General features: G+C 69.6%; 11 protein-coding genes. 5 read left to right on the top strand and 6 right to left on the bottom strand.

Annotated elements, in window-relative coordinates; all coding sequences use genetic code 11:
- The first annotated feature begins 203 nt into the window (after positions 1 to 203).
- Positions 204 to 1,961 (top strand): sigma-70 family RNA polymerase sigma factor, encoded by a 1,758-nt coding sequence (locus ABT057_RS15380; RefSeq protein ID WP_352343413.1) that lies wholly within the window; start codon positions 204 to 206, stop codon positions 1,959 to 1,961.
- Between the two features lie 26 nt (positions 1,962 to 1,987).
- Here ABT057_RS15380 and ABT057_RS15375 read toward each other — a convergent pair whose 3' ends face one another.
- Positions 1,988 to 4,144 carry a UvrD-helicase domain-containing protein gene (locus tag ABT057_RS15375; RefSeq protein ID WP_352343411.1) on the bottom strand — a complete coding sequence of 719 codons (2,157 nt, stop codon included), beginning with the start codon at positions 4,142 to 4,144 and terminating at the stop codon, positions 1,988 to 1,990.
- Between the two features lie 128 nt (positions 4,145 to 4,272).
- Between ABT057_RS15375 and ABT057_RS15370 the strand changes: the two genes are divergently transcribed.
- Together ABT057_RS15370 and ABT057_RS15365 are read left to right on the top strand one after the other, a co-directional pair.
- Entirely contained in the window at positions 4,273 to 4,971 is a 699-nt protein-coding gene (locus ABT057_RS15370; protein ID WP_352343409.1) for a hypothetical protein, read from the top strand.
- Positions 4,972 to 5,049: 78 nt separating this feature from the next.
- The gene (locus ABT057_RS15365) at positions 5,050 to 7,653 is read left to right on the top strand and encodes a GmrSD restriction endonuclease domain-containing protein (protein ID WP_352343408.1); all 2,604 of its coding nucleotides are present in this window, start codon (positions 5,050 to 5,052) and stop codon (positions 7,651 to 7,653) included.
- A gap of 273 nt (positions 7,654 to 7,926) precedes the next feature.
- Here ABT057_RS15365 and ABT057_RS15360 read toward each other — a convergent pair whose 3' ends face one another.
- The 3 genes from ABT057_RS15360 to ABT057_RS15350 all read right to left on the bottom strand — a co-directional run bounded on the left by ABT057_RS15360 (position 7,927) and on the right by ABT057_RS15350 (position 10,118).
- Positions 7,927 to 8,475, bottom strand: a complete 549-nt coding sequence (locus tag ABT057_RS15360; protein ID WP_352343407.1) for a hypothetical protein — start codon at positions 8,473 to 8,475, stop codon at positions 7,927 to 7,929.
- Positions 8,472 to 9,542 (bottom strand): ParA family protein, encoded by a 1,071-nt coding sequence (locus tag ABT057_RS15355; protein WP_352343406.1) that lies wholly within the window; start codon positions 9,540 to 9,542, stop codon positions 8,472 to 8,474. The genes ABT057_RS15360 and ABT057_RS15355 overlap by 4 nt, the downstream gene beginning before the upstream one ends.
- 102 nt (positions 9,543 to 9,644) lie before the next feature.
- Positions 9,645 to 10,118, bottom strand: a complete 474-nt coding sequence (locus ABT057_RS15350; RefSeq protein WP_352343404.1) for an ATP-binding protein — start codon at positions 10,116 to 10,118, stop codon at positions 9,645 to 9,647.
- 163 nt (positions 10,119 to 10,281) lie between these two features.
- Between ABT057_RS15350 and ABT057_RS15345 the strand changes: the two genes are divergently transcribed.
- Positions 10,282 to 11,157 (top strand): helix-turn-helix domain-containing protein, encoded by an 876-nt coding sequence (locus ABT057_RS15345; protein ID WP_352343402.1) that lies wholly within the window; start codon positions 10,282 to 10,284, stop codon positions 11,155 to 11,157.
- Positions 11,154 to 11,357 (top strand): DUF397 domain-containing protein, encoded by a 204-nt coding sequence (locus ABT057_RS15340; RefSeq protein ID WP_352343401.1) that lies wholly within the window; start codon positions 11,154 to 11,156, stop codon positions 11,355 to 11,357. Before ABT057_RS15345 ends, ABT057_RS15340 begins: the two co-directional genes overlap by 4 nt.
- A 24-nt stretch (positions 11,358 to 11,381) precedes the next feature.
- Here ABT057_RS15340 and ABT057_RS15335 read toward each other — a convergent pair whose 3' ends face one another.
- Together ABT057_RS15335 and ABT057_RS15330 are read right to left on the bottom strand one after the other, a co-directional pair.
- Positions 11,382 to 15,533, bottom strand: a complete 4,152-nt coding sequence (locus ABT057_RS15335) for an Eco57I restriction-modification methylase domain-containing protein (RefSeq protein WP_352343400.1) — start codon at positions 15,531 to 15,533, stop codon at positions 11,382 to 11,384.
- On the bottom strand, positions 15,530 to 18,499 hold the full coding sequence (locus ABT057_RS15330; protein ID WP_352343399.1) for a DUF8741 domain-containing protein: 2,970 nt from the start codon (positions 18,497 to 18,499) through the stop codon (positions 15,530 to 15,532). The genes ABT057_RS15335 and ABT057_RS15330 overlap by 4 nt, the downstream gene beginning before the upstream one ends.
- Positions 18,500 to 18,524: the final 25 nt, after the last annotated feature.

Genomic DNA, 18,524 nt, shown 5'->3' with positions numbered 1-18,524 from the left:
GCCCCGCCCCTCCCCGTCTCGGACGTACCGATCTCGCCCGGGACCGACCATCGTTGTACGTTCTACCATTCCTTCACATAAGGAGCATGGGGAATCCGCAGGTGAACGGTGCGCTCCACCCAGGGCGTGACTGATTGTCAGTGGTGGGTGGTGAAATGCGATAAGGCTCGTCGCACCGCAGTACGGCACATGGGGGCACGCTGATGACGACGGACACCGAGGCCGGGACGTCGGCCGTGCTGCATGAGGCGCTGGTAACTGCCGCGGGGCCACAGCGAACCCTGACTCCGGTGGCCTTGCGGGGACTGGTGGCCGGCGTGGACACCGCGGTGGTGGCCGAGGTGCTGGGCCGGGTGATGGCGGAGGGGGTCGCACTGCCTCCGGCCGCGGTGGCCGCGTTCGGTCTGGGAGGCGGTTCGGCGGCACCGGCCGCGCCAGAGCTTCCCACGACGGCCGAGCCGTTGAGCGACACCCAGGATGAACGCAGCGTTCCGGCGGGGCCGGAGCCGGAACCACACCGACCACCATGCTTCGCCCTTGAGCTGCAGCAGGACAGCAGGCTGGACCTTTCCGCGTTGACCGTGCAAGCGCTCGGTCCCGGCGTTCCCTCCGCGTCCCGGCCGCCCCTGCGGGCCGAGAAGCCGTACGAGACGCCCGCCGGTCCTACCACCGCACTCACTGTGCCGCCTTTGCCACGCCCCCGCCCCGAGCTCGTCGCCGAGTCCCCGGAGGAGGACGCTTCCCCACGTCAGGCCGTGGGCGACTCTTTCACGCAATACCGCAAGGAGATCGACAGGTTCCCACTGCTCTCCCGGCAACAGGAGGCGGAGCTGGCCCAGGCCATCGAGGCGGGACTGCTGGCTCGCGAGCGGTTGGACGAGGCCGGCCGGAAGATTGCCCCGAGGCCGCGGCGTGAGCTGGAACAGCTGGTCCGGCTCGGGGAAGTGGCGTTCACGGACTTCGCCCAGGCGAACCTCCGGCTGGTGGTCAGCATGGCCACCTGGTACACGGGCCGTGGGCTGGACCTCATGGATCTGATCCAGGAGGGCAACCTCGGTCTGCTGCGCGCCATCGAGAAGTTCGACCACCTCAAGGGGAACAAATTTTCGACGTACGCCGTCTCGTGGATCCGGCAGGCGATCACACGAGCCCTGGCGGACAAAGGCCGCACGATACGGATCCCCGTCCACGCGTACGAATCCCTGGCCGCACTACGGAAGGCAGCGCGGGAGTTGGGGCACGAGTCACCCACCGACGCTCTTCCCACGGTGGCCGCCCGAGCGGGTGTCACCGTTGACGAGGCGCACGACCTGCTGGCCCGGGTCCGCCGCGTACTCCCCCTAGAAGACCTGACCGAGTCCATTGGTGACGATGCCTTGCACGAAGAAGCGGACCGGAGTATTCAGGGCCCGCACTGGATCGAACCGGACTTCTACTACGGTGACCTGTCGCCGGAAGAAGTCCGTGAGCTGCTCGGCTGCCTCTCCGAACGAGAGTGCCAGGTGATGACCCTCCGACTCGGACTCGACGGCGGCCCCGAGCTCACCCTCGAGGCAATCGGAGCGGAGATGAGCCGCACTCGGGAGCGGATCCGCCAGATCGAGTCCAAGGCCCTGTCGAAGCTGCGGGGGCAGATCGGCGAGAACCGCATCCGCGCCGCCCGTCCGGTCCGCGAGCCGTCGCGCGCCGTACCGAGCGACGTGGACGGGCATCCCAGCGACGTGGCCGTGCCTCCCACCGAGTTCGCTTCCGACGCCCCCTGTGTGCGTCGAAAAGTCTACCAGCCCGGGATCATCGTGGTCGGCCATCAGACGATCCACGTGGGCCTGCAGTGGCACGCGAAAACCGTCACCGTCCTGGTGGCGGACGAGTGGTTCCGAGTGGTGCACGACGGGCGCGAGATCACGACTGTCCGTCGCCAACGCACGGGAGTCGGCAAGATCCATGGGGCTCCGGACTGAGGCGGTGCCGGAGCCCACACTCGGCATCACGCCGCGAGGAACTCACTGGCCCGCCCGCTGTACGACACATACAGCGCCTCCCGCGCCCTCGTGCAGGCGACGAACAGCAGGCATCGCTCGGCGGCCAGGTCGGTGGTGTGCTGGATGCGGTCCACCTCGGCCGGGGTGACGGCCGGCGCGAACGGGAAGGCGGAGCGGGTGACCCCGGCGACGGCGACGCACCGGTACTCCAGGCCCTTCATGCTGTGCAGCGTCGACACCCGTACCCCGACCGCGCTCTCCGGTTCCCCGTCCCGCACCCGCACCACGGGGATGCCGGCCGCGGCGAGGCGGTCGCCGAGCTTGCCCGCCAGGGTGTTGAAGCGGGTGCAGACGGCGATGTCCGAGGGGGCGACACCGGCGTCCATCCAGTCGCGCACCCGGCGCACGACGGCGTCGGCCTCCTCGTTCTCACTCCCGTGCCCTTCGCACACGGGCTGTGCGCCGTGCAGCAGCGAGCGGTATCCGGTGAGGGTGTCGTGGGCGTCGCCGGTCAGGTCGGCGACGGGCTCGCTGTCGAGCAGGCCGCGGGCCCAGCGCAGGATCTCCTCGGTGGAGCGGTAGTTGACGCGCAGTCGTCCGCTGCGTCCCGCGACGGAGATACCGAGGGAGCGCAGCGAGACCCGGGCGTCGTAGATCCGCTGGTGCGGGTCGCCGGTGACGAACAGGTCGTCGGGGCCTTCGGCCGCCAGGACGCGCAGCAGGCGCCATTGCGCCGGGTGCAGGTCCTGCGCCTCGTCCACGACGACATGGTCGTACGCCGGTCCCGCACCCGGCTTGTCGCGCAGCAGCCGGGTGGCCTCGGCGCAGACCTGGAGCCAGGTGTGCGCCCGGTCACGGGTCAGGCCGTCCTCGAACAGGGTCACGGCCTGCCAGACGCGCCGCCGCTGGGTCTGCCCGAGCGCGCTGCCGCGTCCACGCCGTTCGCACGCCAGGTACTCCTCCTCGCTCCGCAGGTCCTGGGCGAGGACCACGTGCCGGTACTCCTGGGACAGGAACGCCTCGTTCCACGACAGTTCGAGGCGGCGGGCCACGCGCTGCCAACGGGTGCGCTCGTCCCGGTCGCCGAGCGCGGTCCCCGGGTTGCCGCGCAGTTGCCGTACGACGCGGTGGGCGACGGCGTCGACGGTGGTGACGTCGACACGGGCGAGCAGCGCCGGGTCGTGGTCGAGCAGCAGGGCGAGGCTGCTCTGCAGGGAGCGGGCCAGGGCTCCGGTGTAGGTGGTGAGGAGGACGCGCGTGTCGGGTGCCCGGTCCAGGAGGTGCTTGACCCGGTGCAGGGCGACGACCGTCTTTCCGGTGCCGGGGCCGCCGGTGATCTGGGCGGGTCCGGCATAGCCGGGCCGGTAGGCGATGCGCCGCTGGGTGGGGTGGAGGAAGATCCGCCAGGCGGCGAAGGGCTTGGTCAGGATGTCGGCGAGTTCGTCGGGGCCGGTGACAAGCGCGATGCGGCTGCGGGTGCGGATGACGGCGGCGGCCAGGTCGTCCCCGGCGGTGTCCTTCGCCGCCGCGCTCTCGGCGACGGTCGTCTTCTGGCGTACGGCGACGAGGTCCCGGTAGATGTCGTCGGGGTCGAGGCCCTCGGCGAGCAGCCACAGCGCCTCGTACTGGTCCTCCGGCATCAGCGACCCGAACGCCTCCAACTGCGCCTTGCCCGTGACGGTGCGTGCGGCGCGCAGGGTGACGTCGTCGACGCCGAGGTGTCGCAGGACGGTGTCCGACCAGGGGGCGAACAGGAGTTGGGGGGCCGCGACGGCCTCCTGAGCGAAGAGCGGGGTGATCTGCTCCATGGCGGTCAGGTCGCGTACTTCGAGGCAGCGGGTCACGGAGTTCACCGTGTAGAGCCGTCGGCGGGCCCAGGAGTAGGCCTTGTCGTGGGGGACGACGTGGACGAAGACGAAGACGTCGCTGCCGTCGTCGGGCGCGAGCAGCACGATCCGCAGCCCGTCGTCGACGCGGATGGTCCGCATCCGCGGGTCACGCGAGCTGACCACCGACTCCAGGTGCAGCCCCTTGTCCGCGTGGAGTTGCGGGACCGTCAACTGCTGGAACTTGGCCATCGCCTTGTGAACGCGGGCGCGGGCCGGTTTGTCCAGCCGGTCGACGCCCTCCCAGAACGTGTTGGTGATCGCGATCTGCGGCATGTTCCCCACCCTTCGACAACACCGACCGACAGAGTATCTGTTGACTCAGTTCACGAAAACCTCCATGATTCGTCGCAGGAGTTGCCGCACTGCACAGGGGCATCGCGAGCGCGGGGGTTGTTGGGGAGATGACACTGCTGGAACCAGATACGGACGGCCAACTCGCCCTGGAAGACGCCTGCGTGGACCTCTTCGATCTGGCCGGTGACCCTCTGGACGCGGCCATGGCCCGGCTGAAGGCGGGCGTGAAGCCGACGGCCGAGGACATCGCCCTGCTCACCGAGGCGGCCCGCACCGCGCAGCGCGCCTTCGAGGAGGTCGGCGCGGCGAACGACGTACTGGACGACGCCTCGGACCTGGGCGAGGACCTGACGACCGCACTCGCGGAGACCCTGCGGCGCCGGGCCCGGGCCGAGGTCCCGGCACTGCTCGGCGCCCTGCGGGCCCAGGCGGCGCGTGTGGAACGCTCCGAGGCCGTCCGCACGATCGCCAACCGCATCCTCGGCAACGGCGGACCTGCCGACCCGGCCGCCCTGGACTCCGTCCCCGCCCTCACCGCCGACCTGCTGCCCCGCGTGCCGTCCGTGTACGACGACGAGGAGGAACCGGGCGCGAGCCTAGCCGACCTGTGGGAGCGTCAGGAACGCCTGGAGCGGGTTCAGGACCGGGTGCGCGGGGAACGGGTGGAGCACGTCGCGGCGCACCTGGTCGCACTCACGGAGCGGATCGTCGACCGGGCCTTCCTCGACGCCCGGTTCACGCGGGCGGCACTTGACGAGATGGACCGGGCCCACGCGCTGTGGTGTGCGTGCCTGGACGAGGGCTGAAGCGCCCCTGACTGTCAGCGGGAAGCCCTAAGGTCCTTCCCACGCGCTACGACCGGACCGATCACCGAGGGGGACGCCGTGCAGGCGAAGGAGACGCTGTTCGCCGATCTCGTCCAGGGCAGGGCACAGCAGTTCCAGGTGCCGCTCTATCAGCGGACTTACTCCTGGACGGAGAAGCAGCTCAGACAGCTGTGGACCGACATCCTGGAGCAGGCCGAGCTGCTGGAGTCCGGGGAGAAGGCGAGCACACACTTCCTGGGGTCCGTGGTGCTCGCGCCGTCGCCGCAGAACGAGGCGACGTTCCCCCGCTGGCTCGTCGTCGACGGTCAGCAGCGGCTGACCACGCTGTCGCTCGCCCTGGCCGCGATCCGCGACCACATAGCGGACGGCGAGCCGGACGAGGCCGAGCGCATCGACGAGGAATACCTCATCAACAAGCGCAAGAACGGCAGCGATCGCTTCCGGCTACTGCCGACCCAGGCTGACCGGGCGCAGTTCGCGGCATACGTTCGCGGGCCGCTCGCGGAGCAGGCCGCCGACGGAGCCGTCGCCGCCGCCTACGGCTTCTTCCGCCGCAAGCTCGTCGAGGCCGCCGATCCGGCCGCCCCGCAGGACGTGCTCCGCATCGAGGAGGCCATCACCTCGCGGCTCACGCTGGTGGCGGTGACAGCCGAGCGCGCGGACAACGTGCACCGCATCTTCGAGTCCCTCAACAACACCGGCCTCAAGCTGAGCCAGGCCGACCTGCTGCGCAACTACCTGTTCATGCGGCTGCCCACCCGCGGTGAGCGCATTTACGAGACCTACTGGCTTCCGCTGCAGGACAGTCTGAGCAACGACGAGCTGGAACAGCTCATGTGGTTGCAGCTGGTGCTCGACGGAGATGACCGGGTCCGCCGCCAGGACCTCTACGCGGCTCAGCAGCAGCGCTTCGAGCGCGGTGAGGTCAGCGAAGCGGAGATCGAGGCGTACATCAAGGAGTTGTACCGGCGCGGCGCCCTCTTCCGTCGCCTGCTGCACCCCGAAGTGGAGCCGAACGCGGCCGTCCGCGCCCATCTGCACCGCTTGGACACCTGGCAGGCCCAGGTCACCTACCCCGCTCTGATGCTGCTGCTCGACCGACGCGAGCGCAGGGACCTCAACTCCGCGGACACGGCCCGCGCGATGTCGTACATCGAGAGCTTCCTAGTACGCCGGATGATGTGCCGCGTGCCGACGAACAACCTCAACAGGATCTTCCAGGCGGTGCCCGGGCAGCTGCCGCTCGACATGCCCGTCGCTGACGGGCTGCACCAGCTCCTCTCCGCCGAAAACCGCTTCTGGCCCGATGACGACGAGCTACGCGAGAAGGTCCGGACGGCACCCTTCTACAAATTCGGGCGCGGGCACCAGCGCAAGCTGGTGCTCCAGCGGCTGGAGGAGAGCTACGAGCATCCCGAACCGGTCGACTTCGCCGCCGCGCAGCTCACCATCGAGCACGTCATGCCGCAGTCGCCGGGCGACGAGTGGCTCCGGATGTTGAGCGAGGACGTGGTCGCCGGCGAGAGCGCGGAGGACCTGCACTCCCGGCTTCAGCACACGCTCGGGAACCTGACGCTGACCGCGGTCAACGCGGAGCTGTCCAACCACCCCTTCGAGCGCAAGCAGGACCTGCTCCAGGGCAGCCACCTGGAGATGAACCGCCGCGTCGCGGCCACAGAACGGTGGGGCGCGGACGAGATCCGCGCGCGTGCCGACGAACTCGCCGACCGCGCGATCGAGCTGTGGCCGGCTCCGTTGCGCGGAGTCGGCCGAGCGGAGCGGAGCCGGGACTGGAACCTGGCCCACCAGGTGCTCGCCGCGCTCCCCCACGGCACCTGGACGTCGTACGGCGATCTCGCGGCGTTCATCGGCTCCGGCGCCCAGGCCGTGGGCAACCATCTGGCCAATACGCCGGGGGTGGCCAACGCGTACCGGGTGCTCACTTCCGAGGGCAAGGTCTCCGACGGCTTCCGCTGGACGCCTCAGGACGCGGGAGGAGACGTCCGAGCCCGGCTGAGCGCCGACGGCGTGCGCTTCACGGCCAACGGGGCCGCCGATCCGGCGCAGCGCCTCTCCGCCGACGAGCTTGCCTCGCTGGTCGGGGAAGCCGACGGCGAGGAGGACGCTGCGCAGCGCGCCCCGGAGAGTCAGGGTGAGGAGACGCGGGCCGACCATTTCTACGCTCAGCTCGTGGCGGAGAACTCCGACGAGAGGCGGTTCTTCCGGCGGCTCGCGGTGCACGACTCTCCCGAGACCGTGGATGCGGTGCGCGCGCTCTTCGCCCACTGGGAGGAACTCGGCGGTTCAATCCAATGGGTAGGAAACGACACCATGAGCAGCGCGTTCCTCACGCTGGGTGAGACGATCGCCCCGGGCCGCTTGATCGCGCCGATGAGCCTCATGCCGGGCGCTGGGTGGGCCGGCTGGGCGCACGTCGACTTCCAGATTCTGGCCGCACACAAGCCTTTCACCGACCACGCCCTGCGTACCGAATTCCTCAGGCGCCTCAACGAACTTGAAGGTGTCGACCTCCAGGAGAGAAAGCCGGGGCCGGACCCCAGGTTCCAGTTGTCCGTGCTGGAGAAGGACCGCAACCGTGAGCTGCTCGTCGAGACTCTGACGTGGTTCCGGGACCGCTGGGAGAGTCGGGGCACGGACTGAGGCAAGGACTGAGGGGGCCCAGGTTGATCCTCACGAGTCAAACAGTGCCCCCTGGCGGTCCGCCCCTCGCCAAAGGGCGCGAGCAAGGACGAGACCCCCTACCTCAGCCACGCCCGCCCGCGTAACAGGCGGGCGACGGCCGGCATCTGATGGCCGGTGGTGAACAGACCGTCGAAGAGGAGGACGGTGCGGTCCTCGACACGGCGCACGATGCGGATGGCCTTGGCATGGGCGGCGGCCGCGAGGCGTTTGGCTCGTCACGCCCAGCTCACCTCACGTCGACGAGTCCTCGGCCGCCGAGCCGACGGCCCCATCGTGCCGCAAAGCGGGCTGTTCCGGCCGTCCCCGGAAGGCGGCTCCCTTGGCTGTCCGCGATTCGACGCGTTCCACGATGCGGTCGATGACCCGTTGAGGGTCCTTCCACTTCAGCGCCAGCCGGTCGTGGTCCATCCCGTGCTCGGAGACGATGTCCCGCAGTTGTTCGATGCCGAGCTCGCTCAAGCTCGAACGGAGTCCCGTGTCGCCGGTTTCGGCGAACACCGCGAACGGGTCGATCACTCCCGGAGCTCGTCGGCTACGCCTCGGGCGTTCTGCCGGCCGAGGTGCGGTCTGCGCATCGGGAGGCGTCAGCGCCTTGGCCAGTGCTCGGGCAAAGCGTGTCGTGCGTGCGGCTTCGGACGCCACCACGCCGAGGACACGTGCGAGCGTCGCCGCGAGCTCCGGGTCGGAGGCGCCGAGCTTGGTCAGGGCTTCTTCGGCCTCCCGCACCTGGGCATTCAGGAGACCGTTGTCGTCGGGCCGAGTGTCGCTCTGCTCGGTCACGCCTTCTCCTCGACCAGTTCGATGAACTCCTGCGTCATGCCACGGAAAGCGTCGAACCCGCCCTGGTAGCCATACTTCTGCCGCAGGGTACCGCGACCGACGAACTCCGCCGAACCGGCGATGTCGTTCTTCTCGGGGATGAAGGTCGGCAGCACGGCGGGGAGCTTCTTGTCGTCCTGAAGTCGCCTGACAGTGTTCCAGTGGACCGTCGAATTGGCCTTGTATTTCGTGATGACGATGCCGATCTCTTTGATGGTCTCACCCAGGTCGTCCGCGAAGGCCCGCACCCGCCGCTGGATCTGGGGGATGCCGTAGGTGGACAGGACGTCGGGAATGGTCGGGATGATGTATCCCTCGGAGATGCGCAGACCGTTCAAAGTGACGATGCCGAGGTTGGGAGGGCAGTCGACGAGGACGTAGTCATAGTCATCAATGATCTTCCGGATCGCCTTGCGCAGGAGATCGGTGGGGTTGTTGGCGTGGAAACGCCCCCTCGGCATGGACGCCAGGCGATCCTGGACGTCGATGAGATCCAGCGAAGAAGGCAGGAGGTCCACCTTCGTCACCGCGTCCACCGAAGAGACATTGCGCTGGAGTGTCTTCTCCAGGTCGAACTCCAGAGGCTCGTCCTCGGGCCGGAGGGCATCCTTGAACAGGGTCGCCAGGGTGTATCCCTCGTCGTTGAGCTCCTCCCACTTCTCCTCCCCGATCAGGACCGTGGTCAGATTGGTCTGCGGGTCGAGATCGACCACCAGGACCCGCTTGCGGAACTCCGCGGAGAGGAACTCCGCGAGTCCTGCCGTGGTCGTGGTCTTCCCGACTCCGCCCTTCAGGTTGATGGTCGAGATGACATGGGCTTTGGGTGCCATGTGTTTCTTCCTCCGTTTGAGGTAGCGCTGAATCTGACTCGCCCGGAAAACCGGACCGCTCCGCAGGTCCGCGACGGGAGCGGGGAAGTGTTTGTCACGGGCGCGCCAATTCGCTACGACCGTCCGGCCGACCCCCGCCATCTCCGCCACTTCGAACAGTCCGACGAGTTGGTCTTCCGCTTCGGGCGTGCCTGCCATGACATCTCCCCGTGAACGGCCTTCACGATTACCCGTTAAGCGTGAAGGCCGTTCACAACCACCGTCAATCCCCAACTCCGTTGACTGGGAGCACAGTTGAGCTCACGCGCCCCCCTTGGGCGCGGGTTTGCGCCGGGCGTACTCCGCCCACACCGTCTTCCCTCCAGGGTGATGGGGCGCGCAGCCCCAGGCGTCGGCGAGCGAGGCGACGAGGAGCAGACCGCGTCCGGACTCGCCGTCCGCGTCAGGCGTCGGTGCGGGGAGACGGTCGCCTCGGGCGTCCGTGACCTCGATCCGCAGGGTGCCGGCCGTGAGGGTCAGGGCGAGGCGGGCGTGGCGGCCCCGTACGCGGCCGTGCAGGGCGGCGTTCGCGGTGAGTTCCGCGATGAGGAGGGAGGCCGTGGCCGCGTCCTCGTCGCCGACCGCGCCCTCCGGGCAGTCCCGCTGGGCGGCGAGCCAGCGTTCGGCAGTGTGACGGGCGGTGTGGGCGCCGTGTCGGCTGGTGGGGAACGTGAGGCGGAAGTGGTGGGTGGTGGCGGTCGGTTCACCGGTGACGGTGACGGTTTGCTGGATCACCTCACCGAGAGTGACGGAGTGCTTCTACTGTGTGGAGGGTGCGGGGCGGTACGGAGGGTGACTGTCCCGGTCCGGAGGGCGGGATGTCCGGGCGTACGGCCGTGACCTGGCCGGACGTTCGACGGTTCGCCCCCGGTGCGACGGAAGTGGGCGGTGGTACGGGATGGCGGCACAGGCGGACGGTTCGGGGCTTCCCACCGGCGGTGAGGCGGACGGTACGGACGAGGTGGCCGACCTGTTCCGAGCGCTCGGGCGGCAGATCAAGGTCGCGCGGGCACGGGCCGGGATGAGCCAGAAGGAACTGGGCGACCGGCTCGGGTACGGGGAGGAGACCATCTCGTCCGTGGAGCGGGGGCGGCGGACGCCTCAGCCTGAACTTCTGGTCGCGGTCGATGAGTTGCTGGCGTGCGGGGGGCTGCTGGCTGCGGCTGCGGAGGATGTGGAGCGGGCGCGGGCGAGGAGGAGGGTGCGGCATCCGGAGTGGTTCAGGGATTATGCGCGGTTGGAGGCGGAGGCGGTTGAGCTCCACGACTACAGCGCGCTCGCCGTTCCCGGGCTCTTGCAGACCAAGGCGCACGCTCAGGTGGTGTTCCGGACGCGGCAACCCCTGTTGGACGAGGAGACCGTCGAACAACGCGTGGCCGCGAGGTTGGACCGCCAGGAGATCTTCAAGCGTTGGCCGCCGCCGTTCACGACGTTCACCATCGAGGAATCAGTCTTGCGCCGCCCGCTCGGTGGGTGGGACGTTCATCACGAGCAACTTGAAGCACTGCTGAGGTTCGGCAGACTGCGCAGCGTCGAACTCCAGGTGCTGCCGATGGACCGCAAGGAACACCCCAGCCTGGGCGGGCCGTTCATCCTGCTCACACCGAAGGGCAAGCCACAGGTGGCCTATCTGGAGGTGCAGCACATCAGCCGGTTGATCACCGACCCGGACGAGGTCCGTATCCTTGCCGCACGCTACGGCAGCACCAGGGCGCAGGCGCTCACGCCAGAAGAGTCACTGACCCTGATCGAGAAGATGCTGGGAGACCGATGAACGCCGAACAGCTCACAGGGCTGGACTGGTTCAAGAGCAGCTACAGCAGCGGCGAAGGGGGTGCGTGCGTCGAGGTCGCCGCCGACCGGACCGCCGTCCGCGTACGGGACTCCAAGGAGCGGGGCACCGGTCCGCAGCTCGCGTTCACGCAGGATGCGTGGGCCGGGTTCGTCGCGGACCTCGGGCGGGAAGGGTTCTGACCCACCCACCCGAGGCTGCGGTACTCAGGCCGCGTGACGCGGCCCCTTCCCCGGCGGCGGGTCCAGCACGGTTCGGTACTCGTCGCCGGTTACCCGCGCCTCTTCCATGCGGTCGTAGAGGTCGAGGATGAGGTTCTTGGTGCGGTAGGCGCCGCCGTGGGCGGCCTCGTCATCACTCTTGATCCTGGAGAACGTGTCCATCACGTACTCCACGTCAGTACGGGCGACGCCGTAGAGCTGGAAGAACGCGGCATCCAACTCCGCGCGCAGCAGGTCACGGCGTTCTTCATCCCATCTGAAGGGCGCTCCCGAGTAGCCGAGGTCCTTTGCAAAGCCCCCCATGTCAGTGCTGGTGTAGGCCAGTTCTACAACGCGATCAATGAACCAACGTGTCCCTCCGAGGGTCGCTTGGAAGTCTGCGAGCCGCGGAACTGGGAGCTGGTAGAGATATCCGAACGTCAGGTTCGTGCCCGCGATCTTCTGCCGAATGACGTAGTCGAAAGCGAACGAGGAAAGGCATCCCTGGAGCAGAGCCGCAGATTCCGCATCCCGGGGAAACATGAGCGGGTTGCTATGGCCGACCCCGAATGGGGGAAGCACAGTGGCCACCATCGTCCGCGAGTCCGTGGAGCGGGCGATGTTCCGCCACCCCATCAGCCACCCGTTCCACCACTCTCGCTCCACCAGCCGGAACTTGACCCCAGCCCACATGATCGGGTTCAGCTTTTTGTCCCGCTTGCCAGAGTCCACGTCGAACGCTGGCACCCAGTACCGGGGCAGCGGCGCGAAGTCGGGGTCGTCGTGCTGTTCCGGTGTTACGCGGGGGAGGGTGCCGACGTTGGCCTGGGCCTGGGTCTGGCCCTCGTACGTGCCGAGGCGGTGGTCGAAGTGGTGGAGCATCTTCGCCTCGTACAGCGGAAGGTACCGGCGCTTCTCCCCCGCTTCGGTGCGGGTGAAGATGTTGCCAGTCAACTCCCAGCCTTCCTTCTCCAGTTGCTGCTTCTCCTGGAACAGGTGGGAGTCGTTGGACATGTCGAACATGCGCATGAACGTCAGGTCCCACGGGTTTGCACCTCCGCTCCCCTCGTCATCCGGTTCCCTTATCAGGACGGGGGCGCGGCGGTAGATCCCCAGGGTGATCTCCGCGTCCCGCCGGGTGCGGAATACCGGAAGCGTGCCCGTGTTGGGGTTGACCAGCAGGATCTCCTCCGGGGGCATGGCGAACCGCCGGCCGTCCAGGTCCTCCATGTACCGGGTGCCGAAGGCGAAGGACGCCTCGTCGACGCGCGCGCCGACGCCGGTGACGGTGAACAGGGAGAAACGCACCGAGTGGTGCACGTCCCGGCTGAGGATGAACGCCTCGTTCTCGAAGTCCAGGAACGACGCGAGGCGGGCCGTACGCACGAGGTCCGAGAAGAACGGCGCCGTCGTCGCGTCGGTGGCGATGCCCGTCGGCAGGACCAGGCCCAGGCGCCCGGTCGGCGCGATGCCCAGGGAGGCCGCCTCGGCGAAGACGGCGTACGTATTGACGTCGCCCCGTCCGGCCAGCGGGAAACGGCCCGAGTCGCGCAGCAGATGGCTGACGCCCTCGGAGAAGCGGCGCGCGGCGATGAACTCGGTGTGCAGCGTGCGGTCCGTCTCCTCCTCGCTCTCGGTCAGCGCGTCGATCATGCGCTCGCGGGCCGCCTTGTTCGCGGCGTTCGCGATCTTCTCGTCACGGGTGGCGAAGAACTCCTGTTCCTGGAGCTTGACGCGCTCCCACGGCGGATTCCCCAGCACACAACTGAACCCGCCCTTCCACCCGGTCCGCTCGTCCACCCCGGGCGCCTCCGCATCCGCCGGAACCCGGAAGACCTCCGGGAACTCCAGATGCCAGTGGAAGAACCGGTACTCCTCCCGTAGGTCCTCGATGTGCTTCAACGTACCGTCCGGCAGGCTCGCGCCGCCGTCCTCGGAGTGCAGCGTGAGCAGGGACTTCGTGGTCAGCGCTGGCGGCGTCGCCGTCTTCGTCTTCTTCCAGACGAACGCCGCGCACCAGGCGTCGGCCAGCTCCAGGGCCCGGATGTAGTCCGGGGACGTGGTCAGCTCGCGGTACGCCTTGGCCTGGTTCTGGACGTCCTCCAGTTCCTGCGAGTCCGTCCCGGTGATCGCCGAGACCGTCTCGCCGAACGTCGAGTTGGACTCGGCCAGCACCTCCTCCTCCGCGAACAGCGCGTCCTGGTTCGCCCCGTGGCGCAGCGCGACCTTCCACGCGGTCCGCTCCGCCGCGTTGCGCTTCTTCAAGTCGGTGACATGCTTCGACTCGTCGCCCTCCAGCGGCTTGAACGCGTCGTCGGGCAGGCCCTCGGCCAGCAGCTTCGGCGTGGTGCCCAGGAGGCCGTTGCCGTGCTTGATGTGGGCGTCGAGGAAGGTGAGCGGACGGCCCGGCCTCATCGCCTCGATCCACAACGACACCTTGGCCAGCTCCACGGCCATCTCGTTGAGGTCGACGCCGTACACGCACCGCGCGATGACGTCGCGCAGCGCGTGCCGTACGTCCTCGGCGCTCGGCTCGGGGTCGTCGGTGCGGATCTCGGCGAGGCGGCGGGCGATGCGGCGGGCGGCGGCGACCAGGAAGTGGCCGGAGCCGCAGGCGGGGTCGCACACCGTCAGGGCGAGCAGCGCTTCCTCGCGCTCCTTCGGCGTCGTACCGGACTTGACGGCCTGGTCGATGACCGGGTCGAGGGTGGAGTCGAGGAGGCAGTCGATGAGGGGGGACGGGGTGTAGTAGGAGCCGGAGGTCTTGCGGTCGTTGCCGTCCAGCTTGGCCAGGACGTACTCGTTGCCCTCGCCGAGGCGCGGCTCCAGTTCGAGCAGGGACTCGTAGACCGAGCCGAGTTCGTCGGCGCCGAGGTGGCGGTAGTCGACCTTGCGGGGGCGGCCCAGCTTGGCGTCGTACACCTCGGACAGGGCGCGTACGGCCTCGTACAGGGACTGGTTGGACAGGCTGAGGCCGTCCAGGATCGCGTCCGTGGCGGTGGGCTCGAACAGGCCGCCCAGCGCGGGGAGTCCGAGTTCAGGGCGGCCGCCCGGCGTGCCGAGGCCCTCGATGACCAGCCGCAGCGCCTGCCACTGGTCGCCGTGGAGGGTGCCGGTGCGGCGGGCGACGCGGCGCAGGCGGGCCGTGGAGAAGTACTTCTCGTACGTGTCGCGGGCCTGCCTGGTGGCGTCGGGGTGCAGGAGCAGGTCGCGGTCCTCGGTGACGAAGAGGAACAGCAGGCGGTAGGCGAGGCGGAGCAGGGCGGGGTGGAGGTCGTCGCGGACGTTCTTGTCGCGGGTGGTGCGCAGGGCGTCGCGCAGGTCGGCGTTGTCGGGGTGGGTGATCAGGCCCGTGCCGATCACGGTCAGGGCCTTCTCGACGCCCTTGCGGAGTTCCTTCAGCGCGCGGGTGCCGCTGTCGATGGCCTCGGTGCGCCACTTCTCCAGCGGGCAGGTCGCGGCTGGCTCGCCCTCGGCGCGGGGCTCGAAGCGGGTGCGGTGCAGCAGGCGCCACAGGAGGACGAAGTCGTCCGAGCGGTCGCCGTCGAAGATCGCGCGCAGGTCGAACTCGATGAAGGCGGCGCCGGTGAGGGAGGCGGACTCGCGCAGCAGGCGCAGCTGGCGGCCGTTGGAGAGGACACCCCAGAGGGTGGAGTCCGCCGAGCGGTTGAGGTACTCCTGCACCATCGACTGGGGGGCCTGCTTGGCCAGTTCGGTGGTGCGCGTGTCGAGGGGGACGTTCCAGCCGGTGAGGTGGACGGGGACATGCGCCCAGTGGTGGCTGACCTCGAAGTCCTTCTCGCCGTCGTGGGAGGGCAGGCCGGGCGCGGGGACGGGGGTGAGGGCGCCGAAGCCGAGCTGCTCGAAGAGGGGCAGCAGCCAGCGTTCGGTGGTGACGCCGACCGCGTGTACGCCGGGGTCGGCGTCGGCGCCGTCGCGGGCCAGGGCGTCCTGGTAGGAGGCCCATACGCCGCGCAGGTAGCCCCAGGAGCGCTCGGCGGCGTCCCGTACCGAGTCGCCCTTGGCGTACAGGCGGTAGTCGGCGGGCTTGGAGCCGGTCTGCTCCTTGCCCTCCTTGATGCGGACCAGGAGGTCGTAGGGCAGGAGGCCGCCGACGGTGGCGACGGTGTCGGTGATGGAGGTCCTGGCGGTGCTCATGCGCCCACTCCCTGGGGGAACGTCGGGGCCGGGCGGTAGTGGTACACGCCCAGGATGTCCGGGTCGCCCTGCGGGACGACCTTCAGGCCCGCGAGGCGGGCGCGGGAGGCGGTGCGGACCCTGCGGTGCGAGGCCTCCAGGGTGCGGCCCAACTCAGCCGACTGGTCGCGCAGTTCGGGCATGATCGCGGGCAGGGCGGCAAGGATCTCGGCGATGTGCTCGGTGGCGAACTTCGGGTCGGTGTTCTGTGTGGCGCGCGCGTCGAGGAGGGCCAGCGCCTCGTCCTCCGGCAGCCAGTCGGGGGCATCGGGCCTGCCGCGGTAGGCGACCACGCGGGCGTCCTCGGCGAGCTGCTCGCGCACCGAGCCGTCACGGGCCGGCAGGTTCAGCTGGAAGCGGTGTCGTACGAGCAGGAGCGTGGTGTTCCGCTCCACGGCCTTCGTACGGACGACTCCGCAGCGGCGGGCCGGGCGCTGCCACTCCGGGACCTTGCCGGCGTCGTCGAGGGCCGCGTCCAGCACGAAGCGGGCGACGGCGGCGACCACCGGGTCCGTGCGGGTGAGGGCGGCCTCGCCGCGCGGGGCGCTGGGGGCGTCGTGGAAGACGACCGGGCGGGGGTGGCGGGGGCCGAGCGCGTGGGAGACGGTGTCGCGCAGGCCCTGCGGGAGGGCGTCGGTGTGCGCGGTGAAGCCACCCTGCTTCGTGAGGGCGGGCATACCGCGCAGGGCGCCCAGGGCGCGGCGGGTGAAGTCCCTCACCTCCTCGCCGGTGCCGAGCGCGGCGAGAATCTCGTCGACCTCGGCCGCCACCTCGTCCTTCTTGATGGTCAGCTGGGCGTAGCGGGAGCGGTGGCGCTTCTCCCGGTCGGCGGAGGACTGCCAGGCGATCTCAAGCTGCTCGGCCACCTCCTCCTGCGCGAACAGCCCCTCCTGCTCGTACGCCGACCGCTCACCGCGCAGGATCAGACCCTCGAACACGGCCTGCATGGCGCTCTCGGACTCCTGCGGCACAGGCACGGAGATGCCGGTGACACGGCGGATCCGCTCGTGCTTGCGGAGCAGGACGTTGAGGACGATGCCGTCGACGGGGTTGTCGGCGCCGTACAGGGTGAGCGCCTTGACGATGTCGGTGCGCTGGCCGAAGCGGTCCACGCGGCCCTCGCGCTGCTCGTGGCGGGTCGGGTTCCACGCGAGGTCGTAGTGGACGACGGCGTCGAAGGACTCCTGGAGGTTGACGCCCTCGGAGAGGCAGTCGGTGGCGACCAGGACGCGGCGCTCGGGCGCGGGGGTACCTTCCTCGTCGGTGCCGGTCAGCTCGGCGATGCGGGTGACGCGTTGGTCGGGCGAGAGTTCGCCGGTGACGGAGGCGACCGCGACCGGGTGTTCGGTGCCCTTCTTGTTGAGGATTTTCGTGAGGTGGTTGGCCACGTAGTCGGCTGTCGCGATGTAGCGGCAGAAGACGATGGGCCGGTAGCCCTTGTCGAGGAGGTCGGAGACGGTGGTGATCAGCTTCTTCAGCTTGGCGTCGCGGGTCGGGCCGTAGAGCTTCTTCGCCGATTCGGCCATGGCGACCAGGCGGGCCTTCTCCTCGTCGTCGGCCTCGGCGTCTTCGGCCTCGGTGCTGGTGGCCTCGGTGCCGGTGGCCGTGGGGAGGCGGGTGCCCGGTACGGCGTCCGCGGACTCGGGGGTCTCGCTGTCGGCCGGGTCGGAGACGGTGCGCTCCCCGGTGCGGTCCGCCTCGGCGGGGGTGTCCGCCTCCTCGACGCCGGCGCGCGTGTTCAGGGACTGCACGGCGGCGGCCGGGGAGGAGGACAGGGTGCGCAGCAGGGCGAGGGTGGACCACCAGCGCTGGCGCTGCTGGAGGGCGCCGTCGGCCGCGCGTACGGTCTCGCGGGCGTACGACAGGACCTCGTCGAGGAGCTTCTTGTAGTCGCGGTGCAAGGTGTAGGCGGTCTCGGCGGTGTCCCGGGAGGACGGGAAGTGCGCGCCGTCCTGGAAGTCCTCGCGGATGTCGGCGCGGCGGCGCTGCACGAAGAACTCGGCGAGCAGCCTACGGCCCGCGTCGGTGTCGAAGGGGACGGAGGCCAGACGGTCGTCGAGCAGGCCGATCAGGCGGCGGAAGGGCTCCTCCTTACCGCTGTGCGGGGTGGCCGTGACCAGCAGGAGGTGGCGGTCGGTCCGGTCGGCGAGGGCGCGCAGCAGCGCGTACCGCTGCTGGGAGGAGCGGGCGGACGCGCCGACCGTGGAGTCGGAGACGCAGGAGTGCGCCTCGTCGACGATCACCAGGTCGGGGCAGTGGCGCAGGAAGTCCTCCCGGTGGCGGGGGGACTTGATGAAGTCGGTGGAGACGACGTACGCGCCGTCCGGGCGGAACACCGACTGGCCGTACGGCGTCTCGCGCTCCAGACGGCCGATCGTGGACGGCAGCACGAGGCGGGCGTCGACGCCGAACTTGCCGTACAGCTCGGCCCGCCACTGCTCGGCCAGAGCGGGCGAGCACAGCACGACCAGGCCGCGGGCGTCGCCCTGCGCCAGCAGCTCGGCGGCGATCAGCCCGGCCTCCACCGTCTTGCCGATACCGACGTCGTCGGCGATCAGCAGCCGGACGGTGTCCTGGCGCAGCGCCATCAGCAGCGGGACCAGCTGGTAGGGGCGGGGGTCGACGGCGATCGAGGCGAGCGACCGGAAGGGGCCCGCGCCGGAGCGGAAGCCGATGCGCAGGGCGGTGCGCAGCAGCCCGGCGGCCTGCTGGTCGCCCAGGTCGGAGGGGGTGGGCGGGGCGAAGGTGGCGGGGACGACGGTCTCCAGGCCGGGCAGGACGCCCGCGATGTCGTCGTCGGCGCCACCGAGCGGGCGCAGGACGAGCAGGTCGGGTGTGGAGTCGGGCAGCACGACCCACTCACGGCCCCGGGCGTGGACGAGGGAGCCGACGGCGTACTGCCGGGTCGGCTGGGCGGCGGTGGTCATGCGGGCCTTCCGGGGTCGGGGCGGT

The sequence above is a fragment of the Streptomyces sp. NPDC002588 genome, assembly GCF_040295925.1.
Lineage (GTDB): Bacteria > Actinomycetota > Actinomycetes > Streptomycetales > Streptomycetaceae > Streptomyces.
The sequence above is the reverse complement of the archived record's forward strand: the minus strand, read 5'-3'. Positions and strand labels throughout refer to the sequence as shown.

Bases quoted from the DNA above. Each gene is read 5' to 3' on its own strand.
- ABT057_RS15355 (WP_352343406.1), bottom strand. From the start codon at position 9,542: ATGGCAGGCACGCCCGAAGCGGAAGACCAACTCGTCGGACTGTTCGAA.
- ABT057_RS15375 (WP_352343411.1), bottom strand. From the start codon at position 4,144: ATGCCGCAGATCGCGATCACCAACACGTTCTGGGAGGGCGTCGACCGG.
- ABT057_RS15330 (WP_352343399.1), bottom strand. From the start codon at position 18,499: ATGACCACCGCCGCCCAGCCGACCCGGCAGTACGCCGTCGGCTCCCTC.
- ABT057_RS15345 (WP_352343402.1), top strand. From the start codon at position 10,282: ATGGCGGCACAGGCGGACGGTTCGGGGCTTCCCACCGGCGGTGAGGCG.
- ABT057_RS15335 (WP_352343400.1), bottom strand. From the start codon at position 15,533: ATGAGCACCGCCAGGACCTCCATCACCGACACCGTCGCCACCGTCGGC.
- ABT057_RS15370 (WP_352343409.1), top strand. From the start codon at position 4,273: ATGACACTGCTGGAACCAGATACGGACGGCCAACTCGCCCTGGAAGAC.
- ABT057_RS15340 (WP_352343401.1), top strand. From the start codon at position 11,154: ATGAACGCCGAACAGCTCACAGGGCTGGACTGGTTCAAGAGCAGCTAC.
- ABT057_RS15380 (WP_352343413.1), top strand. From the start codon at position 204: ATGACGACGGACACCGAGGCCGGGACGTCGGCCGTGCTGCATGAGGCG.